General features: G+C 45.8%; 15 protein-coding genes and 2 rRNA genes. 13 read left to right on the top strand and 4 right to left on the bottom strand.

Going from position 1 to position 19,045, the window contains the following annotated elements; genetic code table 11:
• From MSP8886_RS20735 to MSP8886_RS22725, 3 genes are all read left to right on the top strand, one after another.
• Positions 1–88, top strand: a 23S ribosomal RNA gene (locus MSP8886_RS20735); the annotation flags it as partial.
• Positions 89–274: 186 nt separating this feature from the next.
• Positions 275–389 (top strand): 5S ribosomal RNA (gene rrf, locus MSP8886_RS20740).
• Positions 390–501: 112 nt separating this feature from the next.
• Positions 502–630, top strand: coding sequence for a hypothetical protein (locus MSP8886_RS22725; protein ID WP_281197874.1), 129 nt, complete (start codon positions 502–504; stop codon positions 628–630).
• Between the two features lie 337 nt (positions 631–967).
• Here MSP8886_RS22725 and MSP8886_RS20745 read toward each other — a convergent pair whose 3' ends face one another.
• The gene (locus tag MSP8886_RS20745; protein WP_083201075.1) at positions 968–1,483 is read right to left on the bottom strand and encodes a MarR family winged helix-turn-helix transcriptional regulator; all 516 of its coding nucleotides are present in this window, start codon (positions 1,481–1,483) and stop codon (positions 968–970) included.
• A 270-nt stretch (positions 1,484–1,753) separates the two neighbouring features.
• Between MSP8886_RS20745 and MSP8886_RS20750 the strand changes: the two genes are divergently transcribed.
• The 4 genes from MSP8886_RS20750 to MSP8886_RS20765 all read left to right on the top strand — a co-directional run bounded on the left by MSP8886_RS20750 (position 1,754) and on the right by MSP8886_RS20765 (position 6,458).
• Positions 1,754–2,545: a crotonase/enoyl-CoA hydratase family protein gene (locus MSP8886_RS20750; protein WP_067020665.1), complete on the top strand. Its 792-nt coding sequence runs from the start codon at positions 1,754–1,756 to the stop codon at positions 2,543–2,545.
• A gap of 62 nt (positions 2,546–2,607) precedes the next feature.
• Positions 2,608–4,773: an acetate--CoA ligase family protein gene (locus tag MSP8886_RS20755; RefSeq protein WP_067020668.1), complete on the top strand. Its 2,166-nt coding sequence runs from the start codon at positions 2,608–2,610 to the stop codon at positions 4,771–4,773.
• Positions 4,774–4,875: 102 nt separating this feature from the next.
• On the top strand, positions 4,876–6,063 hold the full coding sequence (locus MSP8886_RS20760) for a thiolase family protein (protein WP_067020671.1): 1,188 nt from the start codon (positions 4,876–4,878) through the stop codon (positions 6,061–6,063).
• Positions 6,064–6,065: 2 nt separating this feature from the next.
• Positions 6,066–6,458, top strand: coding sequence for a Zn-ribbon domain-containing OB-fold protein (locus tag MSP8886_RS20765; RefSeq protein ID WP_067020675.1), 393 nt, complete (start codon positions 6,066–6,068; stop codon positions 6,456–6,458).
• A 108-nt stretch (positions 6,459–6,566) separates the two neighbouring features.
• Here the strand turns inward: MSP8886_RS20765 and MSP8886_RS20770 are convergent, their stop codons facing one another.
• The 3 genes from MSP8886_RS20770 to MSP8886_RS20780 form a co-directional block, all read right to left on the bottom strand.
• Positions 6,567–8,090 (bottom strand): hypothetical protein, encoded by a 1,524-nt coding sequence (locus MSP8886_RS20770; protein WP_067020679.1) that lies wholly within the window; start codon positions 8,088–8,090, stop codon positions 6,567–6,569.
• A 338-nt stretch (positions 8,091–8,428) separates the two neighbouring features.
• Positions 8,429–10,963, bottom strand: a complete 2,535-nt coding sequence (gene hrpB, locus MSP8886_RS20775; protein WP_067020682.1) for an ATP-dependent helicase HrpB — start codon at positions 10,961–10,963, stop codon at positions 8,429–8,431.
• A gap of 44 nt (positions 10,964–11,007) precedes the next feature.
• Positions 11,008–11,310 (bottom strand): 2Fe-2S iron-sulfur cluster-binding protein, encoded by a 303-nt coding sequence (locus MSP8886_RS20780; RefSeq protein WP_245659165.1) that lies wholly within the window; start codon positions 11,308–11,310, stop codon positions 11,008–11,010.
• Positions 11,311–11,450: 140 nt separating this feature from the next.
• Between MSP8886_RS20780 and MSP8886_RS20785 the strand changes: the two genes are divergently transcribed.
• The 6 genes from MSP8886_RS20785 (at position 11,451) to MSP8886_RS20810 (ending at position 19,036) form a co-directional block, all read left to right on the top strand.
• A complete protein-coding gene (locus tag MSP8886_RS20785; protein ID WP_067020685.1) occupies positions 11,451–12,188 on the top strand; it encodes a response regulator in 738 nt (245 codons plus the stop codon).
• A 14-nt stretch (positions 12,189–12,202) separates the two neighbouring features.
• Positions 12,203–14,737: a PAS-domain containing protein gene (locus MSP8886_RS20790; RefSeq protein WP_067020688.1), complete on the top strand. Its 2,535-nt coding sequence runs from the start codon at positions 12,203–12,205 to the stop codon at positions 14,735–14,737.
• Positions 14,738–14,896: 159 nt separating this feature from the next.
• The gene (locus MSP8886_RS20795) at positions 14,897–15,916 is read left to right on the top strand and encodes a sugar ABC transporter substrate-binding protein (RefSeq protein ID WP_067020691.1); all 1,020 of its coding nucleotides are present in this window, start codon (positions 14,897–14,899) and stop codon (positions 15,914–15,916) included.
• 128 nt (positions 15,917–16,044) lie between these two features.
• On the top strand, positions 16,045–17,127 hold the full coding sequence (locus MSP8886_RS20800; RefSeq protein WP_067020694.1) for an ABC transporter permease: 1,083 nt from the start codon (positions 16,045–16,047) through the stop codon (positions 17,125–17,127).
• Positions 17,127–17,921: an ATP-binding cassette domain-containing protein gene (locus MSP8886_RS20805; RefSeq protein ID WP_067020697.1), complete on the top strand. Its 795-nt coding sequence runs from the start codon at positions 17,127–17,129 to the stop codon at positions 17,919–17,921. The genes MSP8886_RS20800 and MSP8886_RS20805 overlap by 1 nt, the downstream gene beginning before the upstream one ends.
• A 107-nt stretch (positions 17,922–18,028) precedes the next feature.
• A complete protein-coding gene (locus MSP8886_RS20810; protein WP_083201076.1) occupies positions 18,029–19,036 on the top strand; it encodes a substrate-binding domain-containing protein in 1,008 nt (335 codons plus the stop codon).
• The last annotated feature ends 9 nt before the right edge of the window (positions 19,037–19,045 follow it).

Here is a 19,045-nt window from a genome sequence, read left to right on the forward strand (position 1 = left end):
TTCGAGACGAGGACGTTGATAGGTTGGGTGTGTAAGTGCTGTGAGGCATTGAGCTAACCAATACTAATTGCTCGTGAGGCTTGACCATATAACACCAAAGTGGTTTTACTGGAGATGGTTCCTGACCATTCTAGCACTTCCTCCTTCCATGGAGGTCGTAAGACACACAAAAGACACAGAATACGATCCGGTTTAACGCTTGATTGTCGCTATTTCAGAATGAATTGTTAACAGAGACAAGTGAACGAATTTGCGCATTACGCACACGAGTTTGCTTGACAGTCACAGAGGCGTTGAACCACCTGATCCCATCCCGAACTCAGAAGTGAAAAGCGCCATCGCCGATGGTAGTGTGGGAGATCCCATGTGAGAGTAGGTCGCCGTCAAGCTTTAATTTAGAAGGCCCTGATAGCTTATGCTGTCAGGGTTTTTTCTCGTCTCAAGAAACGTTTTAAACCATCAGCCGGGTTGAGCCACCTGATCCCATCTCGGAACTCAGAAGTGACTCTTTTTTCGCCGCAGGCGCTTGCCATCGCCGATGGTAGTGTGGGCTTGATTGAATTAAAAAGTCATGTGATTGGCAATGTTCCAAAGGAACCAGCCAAAGACGCCGGAGGCGCTGCGAAGTAGGATAACGCATAGCGTTAGATCCGTGAGGTCGTTATCAAGATTTAATTTAAGAAAGCCCTGATAGCTATGCTGTCAGGGCTTTTTTTCGTCTGCAGAAAATCCAAAAAAGTAAAAAGACATACCATACCGTCCCAATAAGTGTGTCTGACAAGGTGTTGTAATAGATGCCTCTCTCTCATTAAATGATTTTATTTCGACCAAAAAACAAGCCATTTAACAAAAGAGAGACTATGGATTTCCCTAGGCCTGTATTGCAGGCTGAATGTGTCCGCGAAACAGGCAGTTTTATCTCTCTGAAAAACCGATAATCAGTCCTCTCTGTTACTTGAATGAGGTCTTATTGGGGCGTTTTACGAGTGGCTTGTTTGTCGCACCGTGACAGGGTGACTTTTTCCAGTAGGCTAATAAGCTGGTCGCGTTCTTCGTCCGTGAGTTTTGAAGCAAGTATTTTTTCATACTCTTTTGACTGTTCGGCTAACCAGCTTAGTTCATCTTGTCCTGAGTCCGTTAGGTAGAGTAGGTTGCTGCGACGATCACTTTGTTTGCTACGACGTTCTACTAAGTTGAGAGATTCCAGCCAATCGACGACTTTGACAATACCGGCTCGGCTGATGCCAAGCTTTTTGGCTAAAGCAGATTGAGTAATGCCAGGGTGGGTTCCTATTAAAGATAATGCGGTCATCCGAGCGGGTGAGATGGCATTGTCACCAAGAAATTCAAAAAAAAGTTCGTATGCGTGTACTTGTGCGCGCTTTATTGAGTATCCCAGCGCTTTAGATACCAGATCTAGCGGGTCTATTTTTATTTCATTGCTGTATACGCCCTCTTCCGGCGTTTTTTTGCCTGATCTCATTCCCAGTTTGTCCTTTTATTTATCATTTTAATGCAGAAGCATATGTCAAAGTAGAAGCTTGATGTTTGTCTATATTAGACGGGATATGAGGTCATTACCCAAGCTTTTTAAGGTGGCTTGATGTTTTCATAATAACATGACAGTATGTTAACTAGGTTAACATTATATTGGGTTTACAATATGTTTTTTACCAACACTGATCAATGCATTGGTGTGGGTTAACATCGGTATCAGATACAAGTGCTGATTCGTATTGAGGAGATAAAAATAATGAAAGAGCTTGATACTAGTAGTGCGCCGCTTGTGACGCTATCTATTGAAGGAGCCATTGCCATGGTGACGCTTAACCGACCTGAAAAGCGTAATGCGCTGAGTATGGCGATGGTTGAGGAATTAATGGATGTGTTCTCGTCCTTACCCAAGAGCGTGAGAGCCGTGATTCTGTCTGGTGCTGGAGAGCATTTCAGTGCAGGGTTGGATCTGTCAGAACTGAAGGAGTCTTCCTCTTCTGAAAACATTGAAGGTTCTATGTTGTGGTATGAGGCCTTTGGCAAAATACAGTTTGGTCGAGTCCCTGTGATTGTGGTAATGCAGGGGGCGGTGGTTGGCGGTGGTCTAGAATTAGCCTCGGCCCTTCACGTCCGCATTGCTGAAAGTGATGCCTATTTCGGCTTGCCAGAAGGGCAACGGGGGATTTTCTTAGGCGGTGGAGGCTCGGTTCGGATTGCGAAGCTGATTGGCTTTTCTCGTGTTGCTGAAATGATGCTAACAGGCCACGTTGTTGATGCAACAGAAGCCCATCAAATAGGCCTTGCTCATTACGTTGTGAAGAAAGGTGAAGGGATGCGTAAAGCTAGGGAGTTAGCGGAGAAAGTTGCCAGTAACTTACCCATGTCTAATTTCGCCATTCTTAAAGCATTACCTTTGATTGCGGAACAGCCCATGTCCCATGGCTTGATGACTGAATCTTTGATGGCCGCCATTACGCAAGATGCACCAGAAGCGAAAGATAGAGTAAACGCATTCTTACAAAAACGGGCGAATAAAATTACGCCTGATTAATGATAGCCCTGTTAATTTTACTTTTAGCAAAGACACTTTAATTATAAAAATAAGAGGTTGTTATGAGTACATTTAATCATGAAGGCGATGCCAGTTCGTCTATCGAAAGCCAATTTAACAAGGACATTCGTCCGATTCTTAATCCCAAAACCGTTGCCATTGTTGGCATGTCTAGCAAACCGGGTTCCGCTGGAAAAGTGGTCCTGAATAATTTATTAGCCGGTGGGTTTAGCGGAGAGGTTTATTTAGTTGGTCGCAGCGGGGGGCAGATTGATGGTCGTCAGGTCCTGACGGATATTACTCAGTTGCCCGAAGGGATTGAGTTAGTCATTTTAATGTTGCCGTCGTCCGCTGTGCTGGATGCGATTAAAGCATGTGTCTCCCGAGGCGTGCTCAGTGCGGTGTGTTTTGCTTCTGGTTTTGCTGAAATGGGTCAAGAGGGTCGTCATTTGCAGCTTGAGATGGCTGACATCGCGAACTCGGGCAATATGTCTCTGCTGGGTCCTAATACCGTGGGTTATTTCAACTACGTTAATGGTTTCTATGTCATGATGGTTGAGTTGGAGCTGCCGACTCGTCTTGATCCTGATAATGGTCCAGCAGTGGCGGTGGTAGCACAAAGTGGTGGCATTGGTGCTCATATCGCGGCATCACTGAAAGCGCGTGGTGTTCCTCTTTCTTATATGGTGACCACGGGGAATGAAGCACAGACTGGTCTGTCTGATATGATCCGTTATTATGCGACGGATGAGTATACAGGGGCTATCGTCGTGTACGCAGAGCAAATTCGCTCTGCGAGTGAGTTTATTGATGCCGTGAAGGAAGCCCGTCGTCACGGTAAAGGTGTCGTTTTGTTGCATTCAGGGCGAAGCGAGCGTTCTCAGGAAGCGGCTAAGTCACATACAGGAGCGCTTTCTGGTAACCATGCTGCCATGCAGTTGATAACAGAGTATTCTGGTGTAACCATCGCGAATAGCTTGGAAGAAGCGATCGATACCACACAGCTGCTGTTACGCTATCCGATTGCGCCAGACGGCGGATTAGGTTTAGTGACCGCCTCTGGTGCCATTTGTGGTTTAGCTCAGGACTATATTGAACAGCTCAATTTAGAAATGCCGCCATTATCAGCAGAGCAGGTCAAGGCACTGACCGCGCATTTACCCGAATTTTTACCTCCTCGTAACCCTCTGGACTTAGGCACGCTGTCGAGCTACCAGCCTGATTTGATTGAAAAGGGTGTGAAGTCATTACTGGCGGATCCATCCATTGGCAGTGTTTTGGTCTCTATGCCTTTGCCAACTAAGGAAGCGTCTCTTGTGTGGTTAGGCTATTACCTTGAAGCGATTAAAGGTAGTAATAAGCCCGCTATCTATGTGATGCAAAACGAAGATGTACCATTGTCACCAGAATTTATTGAAGAAGCGCGTAAACACCGCGCTATTATCATGCGCTCTCCTGAGCGTGCCATGCGCGCCTTAGCCAATGTCACCCGTTTTGGTCGTCAACAGGCGCTGCAACAGCAACAGAATACCTTGGACAAGAAAGAGGCTATTGCTAGCTTAACCCTGAATAAAGGGACGCAGCCTGAGTGGGTTGGCAAGAAAATTCTTGAGCAACTGTCTATTCCTACACCAACTGGATCGCTTGCCACGACGCTTGATGAAGCCATCCATATCGCTAATGAAATTGGTTATCCCGTGGTGATTAAGGCTCAGTCTGCCGATCTGACTCATAAAAGTGATGCAGGTGGTGTCTTACTAAACATTAAGGATGAAGGCTCATTACGTGTTGCTTGGAGCAAACTTTATGACAATGTTAATAAAGCACGACCAGATTTGACGTTGGATGGTGTGCTGGTAGAAAAAATGGGTCAAAAAGGCCTTGAACTGTTGGTAGGAGCAAGTCGTGATCCGCAATGGGGACCTATCCTCATGGTTGGTTTAGGTGGTGTTTGGGTGGAAGTATTAGGTGATGTGCAATTGATGCCACCTCAATTACCAAAAGAAGCGATTATCGCCAAGTTAAATAGTCTAAAAAGTAAGAAACTGCTCAATGGCTTCCGTGGTGAGCCTGCCGTTGATCTGGAGGCAGTGGCTGATGTGGTGGCGACAGTGGGCCAACTCATGAGCGAGCGTCCAGAGATCACTGAAATCGACATTAACCCATTGGTGGCGTTTGAGAAAGGTAAGGGTGTCGTTGCTCAAGATGTGCTTATGGTTATTGATTAAGCCTCGATGGAGTATGAGTAACGTGAGCTGCCTACGTGGTGTAGCAACTACCGAGTAGTCGTAAGCAGCGCATACTAAACTATTTTTATGAGGAGAAACATCATGGGGCTTAAAGGGCAAGCCTATGTGGTGGGCGCTTACGAACATCCAACACGTCATGCCGTGGATAGATCGCTGGGTCAGCTACATGCTGACGTGGCACTGGGAGCTTTGCAGGATGCGGGCTTGACGGTCGATGATGTGGATGGTTATTTCTGTGCGGGGGATGTGCCTGGTTGGGAGTCTCCTGGCGTTGGTCCATTGTCCGTGGTCGAGTATTTGGGGTTGAAATTACGCCATTTCGATACTTCTGAAACGTGGGGCTCGTCTTATATCAATCATGTGGAGCACGCTGTTCAAGCCATCCAAGCGGGTAAATGCCGCGTTGCTCTGATTACCCAAGCGGGTCGGCCACGGGCGGAAAAGTTTTCCCCCGTCGAGAGCCATCTCAAACAGACACAATCAACAGCGGAATCTCCGTTCGAGCTACCATACGGACCAGTGGTCACCAATATGTATGGGATGTGTGCCGCGCGTCATATGTACGAATATGGCACAACCTCCGAACAGTTAGCTTGGATTAAGGTGGCAGCATCCCACCATGCTCAACATAACCCTAATGCGATGTTACCTAAGGTGGTGACGGTTGAGGAGGTGATTGCATCACCAATTGTCTCGACACCACTGCATCGCTTGGACTGCTGTGTGATAAGCGATGGTGGTGGGGCATTGGTGATTGCTCATCCCGATGTTGCTCGTCAGCTTAAGCGTCCGTTGATTCGACCCATTGGATCGGGTTTTACGGTGAAACACCTTAACGGCGGTTACTTCAACATCCTTGAGTCCGGTGCCGTGCAAACGGGTAAAGAAGCGTTTGCTGAAGCCGGTGTGACACCTCAGGACATTCAGTATGCTTCTTTGTATGATAGCTTTACGATTACTGTCTTGATTCAACTGGAGAACCTTGGTTTTTGTGAGCCAGGCCAGGGGGGGCGTTTTGTCACCGATGGTGGATTGATCTCTGGGGTAGGCCGCTTGCCGTTTAATACCGATGGTGGAGGGTTATGTAACAATCATCCGGGAAATCGTGGGGGGATGACAAAACTGATTGAGGCCATGCGTCAGTTGCGTGGTGAAGCTCATCCTGCCGTACAGGTGGACAATTGTACTCTAGCATTAGTGCATGGCACGGGTGGACAGCTAGGGGCGCGTCATGGCAGTGCCACGTTAATTCTAGAAAGAGAGGGCTGATTATGTCGCATCGTATTCCTACATCACCGCAACCGTGGTCAGAGACTCAGACTTTTTGGCAGGCTGCTAATGAAGACAAGCTAATGATTCAGCGCTGTCTGGATACTGGCAAGGCGTTTTTTTATCCGCGAGAGCACAGCCCATTTTCTGGACGAAATCATTGTGAATGGTTCGAAGCCAGTGGTAAGGGGGTTCTTTACTCTTATAGCGTCATGACTCGAGCAACGCCCGCTTACTGCATTGCCTATGTTGAACTGGAAGAAGGGCCTATCATACTCACCAATTTAGTGGCTGATGATTTTAATCAGATTAAAATCGGACAGTCAGTAACGGTGGTGTTTATTGCAAGTGAAAATGGTCAGAAGGTACCTGTGTTTACCCCTGTCTCTGGTTAGGGAAGGGGTGGACAGATACTGCAGTGCAGAGAGTTGAATAAGGTGGTCTATTTTTTTATTCCCCATAAGAGCCAGCGAACATTGTTGCTGGCTCTATTCTAGACCGGTTTACTCGTTCGGAGCGCTGTTATGAACGCTGGACGAGGGAAGGCGAGGTGATGTGTCATCGTCTTCATTTTTGGCATAGATGCGCTGTATATAAAGTCCAGCAATAGCAAGCAGCACCCCCGTCACCGCACTGATGAATGCCAGTGATGAATACCAAATCAAGGCCACTAAGCCAACGGTTGATTTGGGGACGTCAATAGCTTCTTTTTTGTTCGTGATATAAGCTGCAAGACGATAGAACTGGTTTTGGTTTACCAAACGGTTCACTTCATTTTTTATGAGGGTTTGTTTTTGTTTAATCTCATAAATTTCATTATCGATGGCTTTGACTTCCACCTGAATCTCGTCATATTGATCTAATAGTTTTGCTTTTTCTTTCGCAGCGCGTGACACGACGCTGTTACGATTTTGGCTCGCTTGTTTAGCAAAATCGTTATAGCCATTACGGTAATTAAGTCGCTTCGTTTTCATGTCTTTCGTTTGGGATGCTATTTGTTCTTCAAGATAGGCCATACGAGCTCGACCTAACCTAATACGATTCTGATAATCATCCGCTAGTGCTGTTAATTGAGCTTGTAGTTGTTGCTCATTTTGGTTTTGTTTACTGAAGCCTTTATCACCATTAATTCGATCATCAATTTTGTATAAACGATCTTCTTTTTCGGAAATGAGTTTACTGTACTTTTTCTCGACGGAAGGGCGAGTGAAAAAGTTGGCATCGTCCAGCGCTTTCTTTTTTTCTGCTTTTAACTGGTCAAGCTCTCTTTGCAGCTTTTTCTTATCGCTTTCAGAGCCTTCCACATAATTGTTTAATTGACCGTAATAGCGTGTTTTTAACCTGTTTCGCTCTGTATCCCAAGCATCGTATATCTCACTTTCTTTCTTATTGAGATCATTAATATCCGCTTGATACTGTTGAATTAACTGATTATTAGAGCTGAGTTTAGCGATTTCATGATTGATGTATTCACGCTCTTTTTCCAAAGATCGGTAGTAGGCCGCATTCGCTTTTTGGATATTGCTTTGGTAATTCGAGTCGACTTTTTGTGGATCAATGATATCAATGTCCTGCTTGCGATGATTCAGAACATCAATCTTGTTCTGTAACAATAGAGCGGCATCTTTTCGGTCATCAATGGCAATATTGAGGCCTGCAAAGTTTCGTTCAAAACCATTCAACATGGTTTCAAAGGTAATAGTGGCCAGCATAATAAGCACAAGGAAGAAAAGAATGCGCCAAGAAGTATGTTTGGCATACATTAATGCGGTGGCCATTGGTATTTTGGAGGCTTCAACGACTGCCACAAGGACAAAAGGTAAAGCGGCAACCAGAATGTTGCTATAGTCACCGAAATCTAGCGGTCTGTCTTTTGTATCGAGTTGGGCATATACGGAAAAAGAGACAATAATGGAGATAAGAAAGCCGATACTAACCGCAAGGATCTCTACCCCCCACGCGATTTTAACCAGTCTGACCCCTATTTTAAATAACTTGTCGTTCGAAAGCTTTGTATTGGATTCCATAAACTATCCGCTATGAATGATGGTTCTTATTGATCAGCTATTCCATCAAAAAATGATAGTTTTGCTTTTCTCAAGAGTTTTGTTATTGGTTGATGGCGCAAAATCTTGCTCATTATAAGCAAAGAATATGTCTAATAAATTGTATTAATTTACAATATGACTATTTTATGTAAGTTTTTGTATGGAAAGTGATTTAAAAACGAAGTAAGGGCTGAGGTATTTGGAATCCCATTCAGAATGGGAAAGAGTTTAAGGAATCATAAAAACGGGCAAGATAATGGACCGTTCCATGAGGATCACTCTCAAGCACCAAACCGTCGTGTTTACGTGATAAGACACTATTTCTCTAAAGCGCGTTTTGTTTTCGCTGTGGCGATGGCGCTCATCGGATCGTCTGGCCAAGGGTGTTTTGGATAGCGCCCACGCATCTCCTTTTTTACCTCCGGATAGGCTTCTTTCCAGAAGAAGGGCAGATCTTGAGTAACTGCCAGTGGGCGCTGTGCGGGAGAGAGCAGCTCTATTTTGACGCTCATACCTAAGATGGTTGGGTTTTGCATGGTGCCAAACATTTCCTGTAGTTTGACTCGCAGTGTTGGTGTAGGTTGTGAATAGTCCACTTTATGATGATTGCCTGAGGCGACGCATAATCGTTCTGGTATTTTGTCTTGAAGACGCTTTTGTAATTCCCAGGGTAAGCTATCTAGCAGGATTTGTTTGAGATCCATTTTATCGAGTTGGGCTTGATTCGTGATGTTGCCAAGATAGGGTCCTAACCAGTTTTCCAGTGAGGCTAGTAAGGCCTCATCCGACATGTTGGGCCAGCTTTCTTGCTGGCTAGTGAGAAAATGAGTGTCTTGCTGATGAGCAAAGGCCAATCTGGCTTTGAGTGGTAAGCTATTATCATCCCAAGGTAGCGCGGCGATGCCTTCACGGCGGAGATGAACACACATGGCGGAGCGGATGGCGTCTTCTGATGGTTTACTGGCTTGTCTACGATGGACGCAGAGTTTGCCTAACCAGGTTTGTGACTCGTAAATCAGTCGATTATCTTTTTTAGACCAAGCTACTACATGATCCTGATGGGAGAAGAGGTTAGGGTATTGGCTCTGTAAGTGGTCAAGATTAAATGGCTGGGCTAAGAAAATACGATCTTCACTGTGCCCCTGATGACCTCCAAGATCTAACACCACAAGATAATCTGCTTGTGCATTCGTGTCGTTTTTATCCAGCACCGCAATACGACCATTTGAGAGTTTATAGCGTACGCTGTTCGCTTGCTCACCCAGCCGTTTTGCGAGTCGATCGGTAAACGCGCTGGCAAGAATATTGGCTAAGGCTTGGTCTGAAAGCGTGTTTGTATCGATGGAGTGGGAAAGCCCTTGGCTGCGCTGCTGCCATTGCTTGAAAGAGGTTTGATAGATGCTTTTGGGGCGTCGAGTCGGCTGGTTATGTTTCCCTTTGAACCATAGTAAACGGCTAGAAAAGTCGCTGTTTTGACTGGTAAATGGATCACCTTCGGATAAAAGGGCGCAGATCTGGCAGGCGAGGATTGGCTGTCCTTGTTGGCATCCTTCGATAAGCAGGTGTGCCAGACGAGGAGCCAGACCAAGCTGAGCCATGGTTTCCCCTTGAGGCGTTAGGGTGAAATGATCGGGATCGAGGGCACCTAAGGTGCTAAGTAACTCGACGGATTGTTGCCAGTGGCCCAGCGGTGGTGGGGTGATCCAATCTAGTTCAAGTCGATCTTGTACACCCCATTTGGCGACGTCTAGGGTGAGTGAGCTTAAGTCGACACATTCTATTTGTGGTGATGCTTGAGGGGCGAGTTGATGTTGCTGCTCTTCACTCCACCAGCGGTAACATACGCCTGCTTCCCTTCTTCCTGCCCGTCCCATTCGTTGAGTGGTTTCGGCTTGTGTGGCACGACGGGTATGTAATCGTGTGGTGGCAGTGTTGGCATCGAATTGGGCTTCGCGGCTTAGGCCTGAATCAATCACCACACGAATGCCTTCGATGGTTAAACTGGTCTGTGCAATGGCAGTTGCCAAGACAATTTTTCGATGGGGAGGGGCAATGGGTTGAATCACGACCTCTTGTTCCTTTAGGCTCAACTCGCCATACAAGGGTAAAATCATCGCATGAGGGTCTTGTTTTAGGGCTTGGCTAAGTTGGCTTGCCACATGACGAATTTCTTTTTGTCCTGGCAAAAAAACCAATAAGCTGCCGTCTTCTTCCTGATAGGCTTTGAGGGTTTGTTTGATGACCTCGTCAGCGACCTCTAGAGTTTTTAAACGTTTATTGCCATAGTGAATGGTAACGGGAAAGTTGCGTCCTTCGCTGACTAAGGTTTTACAACTGAGGCGCTCTTCTAATATGGCCGTGTCCAACGTGGCAGACATGATGAGCAGTTTTAGTGGTGAATCGTCACGAAACAGTTCTCTGGCCTGTAAGCATAAAGCAAGGGCGAGGTCGGAATGGACATTGCGTTCGTGAAATTCATCGAAAATGACGAGTGCAACGGACTCAAGACTAGGGTCATCCTGTAACATGCGTGTTAGCACGCCTTCGGTGACCACCAGTACTTGAGTGTCTTGACTTTCTGCGCCTTCGTGACGAATACGATAACCGATGCGCTTGCCTAGCGGTTCGTTTAAGGTGTCTGCGAGGCGTTTGGCGGCGGTTTTTGCGGCCAGCCGCCTTGGCTCGAGCATGACGATCTGTCTGCCATTAAGCCAGGCTTCGTTCATCAATTCCAGTGGTACGACTGTGGTTTTCCCCGCCCCTGGTGCCGCTTCTAAAATCGCCTCATGGGCCGTGTTAAGTTGTTGTTTAAGGGCTGGCATCAGCTTGTAAATGGGCAGTATAGCGGACATAACAGACTCTTTTTTTGGCTGTGTCGATGATTAACGTTCCGGCTTTATCGGTGAACCTTGACTTTCGGAGGGCCAATGCGAATATCGGTTTTGCATTTGGCAATACAAGGTAAAAAATACCCTGCCGCTTGTTCTTTGTCGCTCAGTCCTCTTGGTTGACGCGAACCATAGTCTATTTCGCCAGTAATTAAAGGGGTAAGACAAATTCCACAGGTGCCATTTTGGCAAGCGTGTTTAATGGGCACGCTATGGGCGATTAATACCTCTAAAATAGATTCCTCTGTCGCTGGAAAATGTTTCTCAGACGTCCCTTGTTGCAGAGAAATGCGTTTATTATTCATATTCATGGTCAGCAACTGTTAATATGGGGCAGATTTTAGCATGATACATTCTAAGTTGGTTTTTTCTTCTAATCTTATCAAATCAATTAATTTTGCATGGTAAAACGAAAACGCCTAATTAGAGCCATAGGATTAAACTCGTAACGATGATCGAGCCAAATAAAAAAACCTTACTGATCGTTGATGATGACCAAGATATTCGTCAGTTGTTGTGTGATGTACTGTCGCAAAAAGGTTACCAAGTCTTGGAAGCGGACAGTGGAGCACAAATGTGGGCGCATTTAGAACAAACACAGGTCGATCTTATCTTGATGGATTTGTATCTCCGTGAAGAAGACGGTTTGCATTTAGCGCGAGATGTTCGTGCTCTTTTTACGATGCCCATCATGATGCTCACAGGGAAAGGAGATGAAACAGATCGTATTCTGGGGTTGGAGTTAGCTGCCGACGACTACATGATGAAGCCGTTTAATTTGCGGGAACTGATGGCTCGAATACATGCTTTGCTGAGACGTGCGATACAACTTGCACCAGCGCCGGTGTTAAATACCCTTGAAGACCCACATGATTGTTTATACTTTGGTAACTGGGTATTGGATCTGACCGCTCGTCAACTGCTGAACAAAGACGGTGAACAAGTGGTGCTGACATTGGGTGAGTTTTCCTTATTAGAAGTGCTGGTCCATCACCCTGATCGTATTTTTTCACGGGAACAATTAATCGATCAAAGTCGTGGTTTGGAAGCAGAAGTTTTTGATCGCACCGTCGATGTTTTGATTTTAAGATTGCGCCGTAAAATTGAAAGCAACCCTAAAACGCCACAGTTTATTAAAACGCAGCGTGGGCTCGGGTATTTTTTCCAAGGGCCAGTTCGTAAAAACTAGAGTGGAAAAACTAAATGCGCTTTATCAGCATTCGTCAAAAAGTCTCCTTTGCCATTCTGACGGTGAGTGTGGTCGCATTTTGTATGGTGGGCATTGGCTGGCAGTCTATGCGAGTGAGTGAAGATTCACTGTCAGAATTTGAAGCTCAGACTTTACCCGAAATCAGCACCTCCTTAACACTGGCCGAAGGTGTAGCCCAATTAGCAGCGACGGCACCTTATACGGCAGGTTCTGGACGGCCTTTTCAACTACAGGCAGAATCACAACGCATCAATCGGAGTATTGCTGCTCTAAGAAGTGTCGCCAATAGCTTGATGGATCCGGCCTTCCGGGACACTGTCAATGGTCGCTTGGATGATCTGCAAAAGACTTTAGAAGAGCTGGTGTCTCTGGTTCGTGAGGAGTTATACATTCGCGAAGACAGCTATGCCTTACAGTTTAAGATTCGTCAAATCAAACCCGATAATGACACGGCTCATGTCATTAGTGCCCAACAAGGTTTGGATTGGTTATTAAAGCTCCTGGAGTCCCCGCATGTGGTGCCAGACAGTATTGTGACGCAATTGACGCTCAATACAAAAGGCAAAGAAGCACAAAGTATCGCCAGAGCCTTATTGAAAGCACACCGTCGTCTAGCAAAAATCCAGTTACGAAAACAATATCTACTGACCTTGATTCGAGCCAAATCAGAAGAGCTTAGTACACAAGTGAGTGAGTTCGTTGGCTCATTACAAAAGAAGGTAGCCCGTCAGCGAGAGGCGGTGTCGAAATATGTGTCTAATGGTCAGCATTGGATTTTTGGTATTTCCATCTTTTTGATGATTGGTCTGATTCGTTTGTATTGGCAAAGCCAGCGTATGACGAGGGATTTACAGGCAGTGACCAAGGACATGGAAGAGCTGTCGATGGGACATATGGACTCAGATCGTCCGAAGATTAAACGTAATGATGAAATTGGTACTTTGGCTGACGCGTTTGAAGTTTTCCGCTATGACGCAATAAGGCGAGTGGAAGTGACGGCGGAACTCTCAGCTCAGAAAAAATTGTTGGAAACCATTTTCGATAATATGAATGATGGGCTGAGTGTGTTTTCGGGCAAAGGAGAATTGGTTGCTTGGAACCCCAGCTATGAAACGCTGTTTGACTTGTCTCCCGATGAGTTAAAGGCGGGTATGTCCATTAAAACGGTCCAATCGTTAATTAATAAGGGACAGCAAAAAACACTGAATTTAGAAAATCAGCAGGTTCATATGGACGAGGTGAACATTTCTCGTCATTTACGCAGTCAAAGTTTTGAACGTCATTTTGATTCAGGCAAGATCATTGAGTTTCGCTCTAAACCCATGCCTGAAGGGGGCTTTGTGACCCTGTATACGGATTTAACTGACCGGAAAAGCGTGGAAAGCCAACTGCGTCAAGCTCAGAAAATGGAGATGTTGGGGCAACTGACGGGAGGGGTTGCCCATGATTTTAACAATCTGCTAGCGGCCATCATGGGCAACTTGCAGATGTTGTCTGATTCTTCTCCGCAAACAACAGATCAGGCTCGGTATATTGAACGCGCTTTGGCCGTGTCAGAAAAAAGCAGTAATTTAGTGCAGCGTTTGTTGGCTTTTAGCCGTCGTCAGCAGCTGTTTCCGGTCCCCACCAAAATTGATGACCTCATTGAGGGCATGTTGGATTTAGTGGAATACAGTGTGGGCACCCATATTAGTGTGTCTTGTCATTTAGGGTGTCCGGATTTTGTGAGCCTGATTGACCCATCTCAGCTAGAAAATGCCTTGCTTAACCTTGCTTTGAATAGCGCTGGTGCCATGCCGGATGGTGGTCATTTATCCTTTTCAACCAAATACGCTATGTTGCCAGATAGTACGAAGCCGGGCATTCGTATCAAGGTAGAAGATTCTGGTGAAGGCATATCAGAAGACGTGCTAGGCCGTATATTCGAACCTTTTTTTACCACGAAACCTGTTGGTAAAGGCAGTGGTCTTGGCCTGAGTATGATTTATGGGTTTGTGAAACAAAGTGGTGGGGAAATCAAAGTCACGTCGGAACCGGGTAAATGGACTCGAGTGTGTTTGTTTTTACCTGAACAGCTTAGTGCTAAGGAGGCAGAGCCTAACGTCACTATTGAACGTCATAAGGCCATACCGTTACCGGCAGATAGTTTATTGTGGCTGGTGGAAGACGATATAGAAGTACAAAGTGCTATGCGAGAACAGTTGCAAAAAATGGGCTTTATCGTGCAGTGTTTTGATCGTGCCGAAGCGGTCTTGAGTGCATTAAAACAAGCCATGTTGCCCGATGTGATTGTATCGGATGTTAACTTAGCTGGGGCGATGAATGGGGTAAAGCTAGCACACACGCTAAAACCGAGTCAGGTGGGTGAGAAAACGTCAAACGTGCTCTTTCATGGTCCTGTAGTGATCATGTCAGGTTTACCTTATGATGAAATAAGAAAAAAATACGAACTTAAAGAGTCCGATTTATTTATTTCAAAACCTTTTAATATCAAAGAGTTATTTGAAATTTTCTATATTGATCGCTAGAAAATTACAAATATTACAAAAAAAAACTCCATATGAAATTTTTCATTAGTTTTTATACGGCAAAGTGCCCTTAGAAGCAGATCTCCAACAGAGTGAACTCAGGTCTGACTCAACAGCCTCTCAGCTGATAATAAAAACAAAACTGGAGTTACCAATACAATGAAATTTCCTTACCGTAAACTAGCTTGCCTAGTCGCCGCTGGCTCTCTATCGACTGTCGCTCTGGCAGATGAACCTATCATCGGTCTAATCACTAAAACTAATACCAATCCCTATTTCGTTACCATGAAGCAAGGTGCTCAAAAAGAAGCGAAAAAGCTTGGCGTGGATCTGCGTACTTTTGCTGGTCGTTATGATGGCGATAACCAATCTCAAGTGGATGCGGTCGAGAATTTGATTGCAGCGGGTGCCAAAGGTATTTTGATTACACCAAGTGACCCTGCCGCGATTGTTCCTACGATTGAAAAAGCACGTAAGGCGGGTTTATTGGTAATCGCTTTAGATACCAAACTTAACCCAGCGAATGCCGCTGACATGACATTTGCCACCAATAACTTTCAAGCGGGTGAGTTAATTGGTGAATGGGCCAAAGCCAAAATGGGTGCCAAAGCAAAAGACGCTAAAATTGCTATGTTGGATTTGAGCACCAGCCAAGTGACCGTCGATGTTGCTCGAGACCAAGGTTTCTTAAAAGGTTTTGGTATCGATATTAAAAACCCAAATCGCATTGGTGATGAAACCGATCCGCGTATTGTTGGCCATGATGTGACTCAAGGGTCTGCTGAAGGCGGCCGACGAGCCATGGAAAATTTGTTGCAAAAAGACCCAAGTATCAACTTGGTATACACCATTAACGAACCTGCAGCAGCAGGGGCCTATCAAGCGCTTAAATCTTTTGGTTTAGAGAAAAAGGTGATGATTGTGTCCATTGATGGTGGTTGTCCTGGTGTGAAAAACATCCAAGAAGGCATCTTGGACGCAACGGCAATGCAATTCCCTATCAAAATGGCGATTGATGGCGTAGACGCTATCTCGCAATTCGCAAAAACAGGTACTCGTCCTACTGCGACGAAAGGCCTGGATTACTTCAACACAGGTGTTCAGTTGATTACCAATGAACCTGTTAAAGGCGTGAAATCTGTCACGACGAAAACGGGCTTGGCAATGTGCTGGGGTTAATGTCAACACTTGCCTGTTAAGACAATGGATGATAGGCAAGTCGTCTAGTCCAAACGATTTAGAAAGCTTAGTTTTTACCGCTGGCAGGGGATTTTGTCAGCGGTTGTTTTCCTTCTTGGAGTTACCCTATGAGTTCAACTGAACAAAAAAACTCAACTGCTGTGCTTGATCACGATAAAGTGGCTGATCAAGCTCAGGTCTATGTGGCCAGTTTTGAGCATAAAGAAACGCCCGTGCAGCGTTTTAAAAAATTCCTTCACCATTATCCTGTTGCTGCCCCTAGTATTGTTTTGTTACTGGCTATTTTCTGCTTTAGCTTGATTGTTGGTAGTCGTTTTTTATCGGCTTTTAACTTGTCGTTGGTGCTGCAGCAAGTGACCATCATTGGCATGGTGGGGATTGCCCAAACGCTGATTATTTTAACCGCAGGGATCGACTTGTCTGTGGGTGCCATTATGGTACTGGCATCGGTGGTCATGGGTCGTATGGCGATTGACTATGGCCTTGATCCTTGGTTGGCATTATGTGTGGGGATCGCCGTCGGTGCTGTCGCTGGTTTTATCAATGGTTCATTAATTACGCGCCTGAAATTGCCTCCTTTTATTGCTACATTGGGTACATGGAACGTCTTTTTTGCGTTGAATTTATGGTACTCCAACAGTGAGACCATTCGTGCCCAGGATATCTCCAATACCGCCCCGCTATTACAGTGGTTAGGTAACACGATTAATGTGTTTGGTGCGCAATTAACCTATGGCTCCTTATTAATGTTAGCGATGTTTGTGGTGATCTGGTACGCCTTGAACTGGACTGCATGGGGGCGACATGTTTATGCCACGGGTGATGATCCTGCCGCAGCGAAGTTAGCCGGTATTCGTACCGATCGTATTTTGCTCTCTGTATATATTTTAGCTGGGATTGTTTGCGCATTGGGTGCTTGGGTATTGATTGGTCGTATCGGTTCTATCAGTCCTCAGGCTGGTTATACCACGAACTTAGACAGTATTACCGCTGTAGTAATTGGTGGTTGTAGTTTGTTTGGTGGACGAGGTTCCATCTTCGGAACGTTAATTGGTGCATTGGTTGTGGGTATTTTCCGCAATGGCTTAGCCCTCGCCGGTGTTGATGTACTTTGGCAAGAGTTCACTGTTGGTATCTTGATTATTGTTGCCGTCGGTGTTGACCAATGGATCAGAAAAGGAACAGCATAATGACAACCAATACAAACCAAACTCCCATTCTGCAAACCAAGAATTTAGTAAAACGTTACGGCAGTGTAACAGCCATTGACCATGCAGATTTTGAGTTATATCCGGGCGAGATTTTAGCGATTATTGGTGACAATGGGGCAGGTAAATCCTCCCTAATTAAGGCCTTATCAGGGGCGTTAATGCCAGATGAAGGAGAAATCCTACTGGATGGTCAGCCGGTAAACTTTAGTTCACCGATGGAAGCGCGTGCGTTGGGCATTGAAACGGTCTATCAAAACTTGGCGGTTTCTCCTGCGCTCAATATTGCGGATAACCTCTTTTTGGGGCGTGAAATTCGCAAGCCTGGAATCTTAGGCTCGGTTTTCCGTATGTTGGATAAGAAAGCTATGGAACAAAAAGCCAAAGACAAAATGACAGAGCTGGGTTTAATGACCATTCAAAACATTAGCCAAGCAGTAGAGTCGTTATCAGGTGGTCAGCGTCAAGGGGTTGCCGTCGCTCGCTCAGCCTTGTTTGGCACCAAAGTTGTGATCATGGATGAGCCTACCGCAGCATTAGGTGTGAAGGAGTCGCGTCGTGTTTTGAATTTGATCAAGGAAGTTCGAGACCGAGGCTTGCCGATTATTCTGATCAGCCATAATATGCCTCACGTATTTGAAGTGGCAGATCGAATTCACATTCACCGCCTAGGCAAACGTGCCGCTGTCATCACACCGCAATCACACTCTATGTCTGAGGCGGTAGCCATTATGACCGGAGCGTTAGAGGTAAACAACGATCCACAAGCCGCTTAATGTTCATTCATAGATACACAGAGCATACATGTGTCCTGTGTTGCTAGATGGGAGAATGGCTCTCAGGTATTCAGAGCCGTTTTTTCTACAAATAGAGGTTCTGCTCCATGCGTCGCGTCGCAGTATTGAAATCCTATGGGCGTTTTCTGCGTTTAAATTTTTTTAGAGGGCGACTACTTTCCTGTTTGGTCTCTGCGGTATTTGCCACCGCGTTGTTTGCCGCCACCCCTGTGCCATCAAGCTCGCTAGAGAGTACGAGTAAAACGCCGGTGCTGACGTCGATTGGTATTAGTGTGTCTGACCTTGGTAACCCTTATTTTGTCAAATTGATTGATGCGACCGCCGCCAAAGCCAAAGAATTGGCTGGCGGTCCGGTAAAAATGTTAATTCACTCGGATGCCTACGATTTAGATCGTCAAATTAAGCAAGTGAATGAATTCATCAAAGCGGGCGTCGATCTGATTATTTTAACCGCTGCGGATCCATACAAAATTGCCCCTGTGGTGGCGAAAGCTCAGCGGGCTGGTATTAAAGTGATTGCCGTGGATGTGAATGCTCAAGGGGCAGACGCAACCATTACCACAGATAATGTTCAAGCCGGAATGGAGGCGTGTGAACGACTTGCTAAGCAAATTCACTATAAAGGTAACTTTGTGATTATTAACGGGGTATTAGTGTCGTCAGTGGTGGAGCGTGTGGCTGGCTGCAAATCGGTATTGAGTAAATACCCGAATATCTCTCTGTTAAGTTACCGTATGAATGGCAGTGGCAGCGTCGATGGAGGGATGGAAGTCATGACCTATTTGATGGAAAAATATCCGCATCTAGATGCGGTATTTGCCATTAATGACCCCACCGCGTTAGGGGCGCTTAGAGCGGCGCAACAGGCGGGCCGTAAGGATTTTATTATTGCCTCAGTGGACGGTGCTAAGTTCGCAGAAAAGATGATTCACCAAGATAACCAATGGGTGGCAACGGCGGTTCAGCGTCCGAAAGAGATGGCGGACAAAGCGGTTGAAATTGGTCTTGCTCTGCTCGAAGGGCGACCAGTGCCCCAACGTTTTATCCAAATTCCTTCCGTTCTAGTGGAAAAGCCCCTTCCGAAGACACAATAATCGGTTAAT

This window comes from Marinomonas spartinae (assembly GCF_900089775.1).
Classification (GTDB): domain Bacteria; phylum Pseudomonadota; class Gammaproteobacteria; order Pseudomonadales; family Marinomonadaceae; genus Marinomonas; species Marinomonas spartinae.

Coding starts and splice junctions, on each gene's coding strand:
- MSP8886_RS20745 (WP_083201075.1), bottom strand. CDS start 1,483: ATGAGATCAGGCAAAAAAACGCCGGAAGAGGGCGTATACAGCAATGAA.
- MSP8886_RS20750 (WP_067020665.1), top strand. CDS start 1,754: ATGAAAGAGCTTGATACTAGTAGTGCGCCGCTTGTGACGCTATCTATT.
- MSP8886_RS20755 (WP_067020668.1), top strand. CDS start 2,608: ATGAGTACATTTAATCATGAAGGCGATGCCAGTTCGTCTATCGAAAGC.
- MSP8886_RS20760 (WP_067020671.1), top strand. CDS start 4,876: ATGGGGCTTAAAGGGCAAGCCTATGTGGTGGGCGCTTACGAACATCCA.
- MSP8886_RS20765 (WP_067020675.1), top strand. CDS start 6,066: ATGTCGCATCGTATTCCTACATCACCGCAACCGTGGTCAGAGACTCAG.
- MSP8886_RS20770 (WP_067020679.1), bottom strand. CDS start 8,090: ATGGAATCCAATACAAAGCTTTCGAACGACAAGTTATTTAAAATAGGG.
- hrpB (WP_067020682.1), bottom strand. CDS start 10,963: ATGTCCGCTATACTGCCCATTTACAAGCTGATGCCAGCCCTTAAACAA.
- MSP8886_RS20780 (WP_245659165.1), bottom strand. CDS start 11,310: ATGAATATGAATAATAAACGCATTTCTCTGCAACAAGGGACGTCTGAG.
- MSP8886_RS20785 (WP_067020685.1), top strand. CDS start 11,451: ATGATCGAGCCAAATAAAAAAACCTTACTGATCGTTGATGATGACCAA.
- MSP8886_RS20790 (WP_067020688.1), top strand. CDS start 12,203: ATGCGCTTTATCAGCATTCGTCAAAAAGTCTCCTTTGCCATTCTGACG.
- MSP8886_RS20795 (WP_067020691.1), top strand. CDS start 14,897: ATGAAATTTCCTTACCGTAAACTAGCTTGCCTAGTCGCCGCTGGCTCT.
- MSP8886_RS20800 (WP_067020694.1), top strand. CDS start 16,045: ATGAGTTCAACTGAACAAAAAAACTCAACTGCTGTGCTTGATCACGAT.
- MSP8886_RS20805 (WP_067020697.1), top strand. CDS start 17,127: ATGACAACCAATACAAACCAAACTCCCATTCTGCAAACCAAGAATTTA.
- MSP8886_RS20810 (WP_083201076.1), top strand. CDS start 18,029: ATGCGTCGCGTCGCAGTATTGAAATCCTATGGGCGTTTTCTGCGTTTA.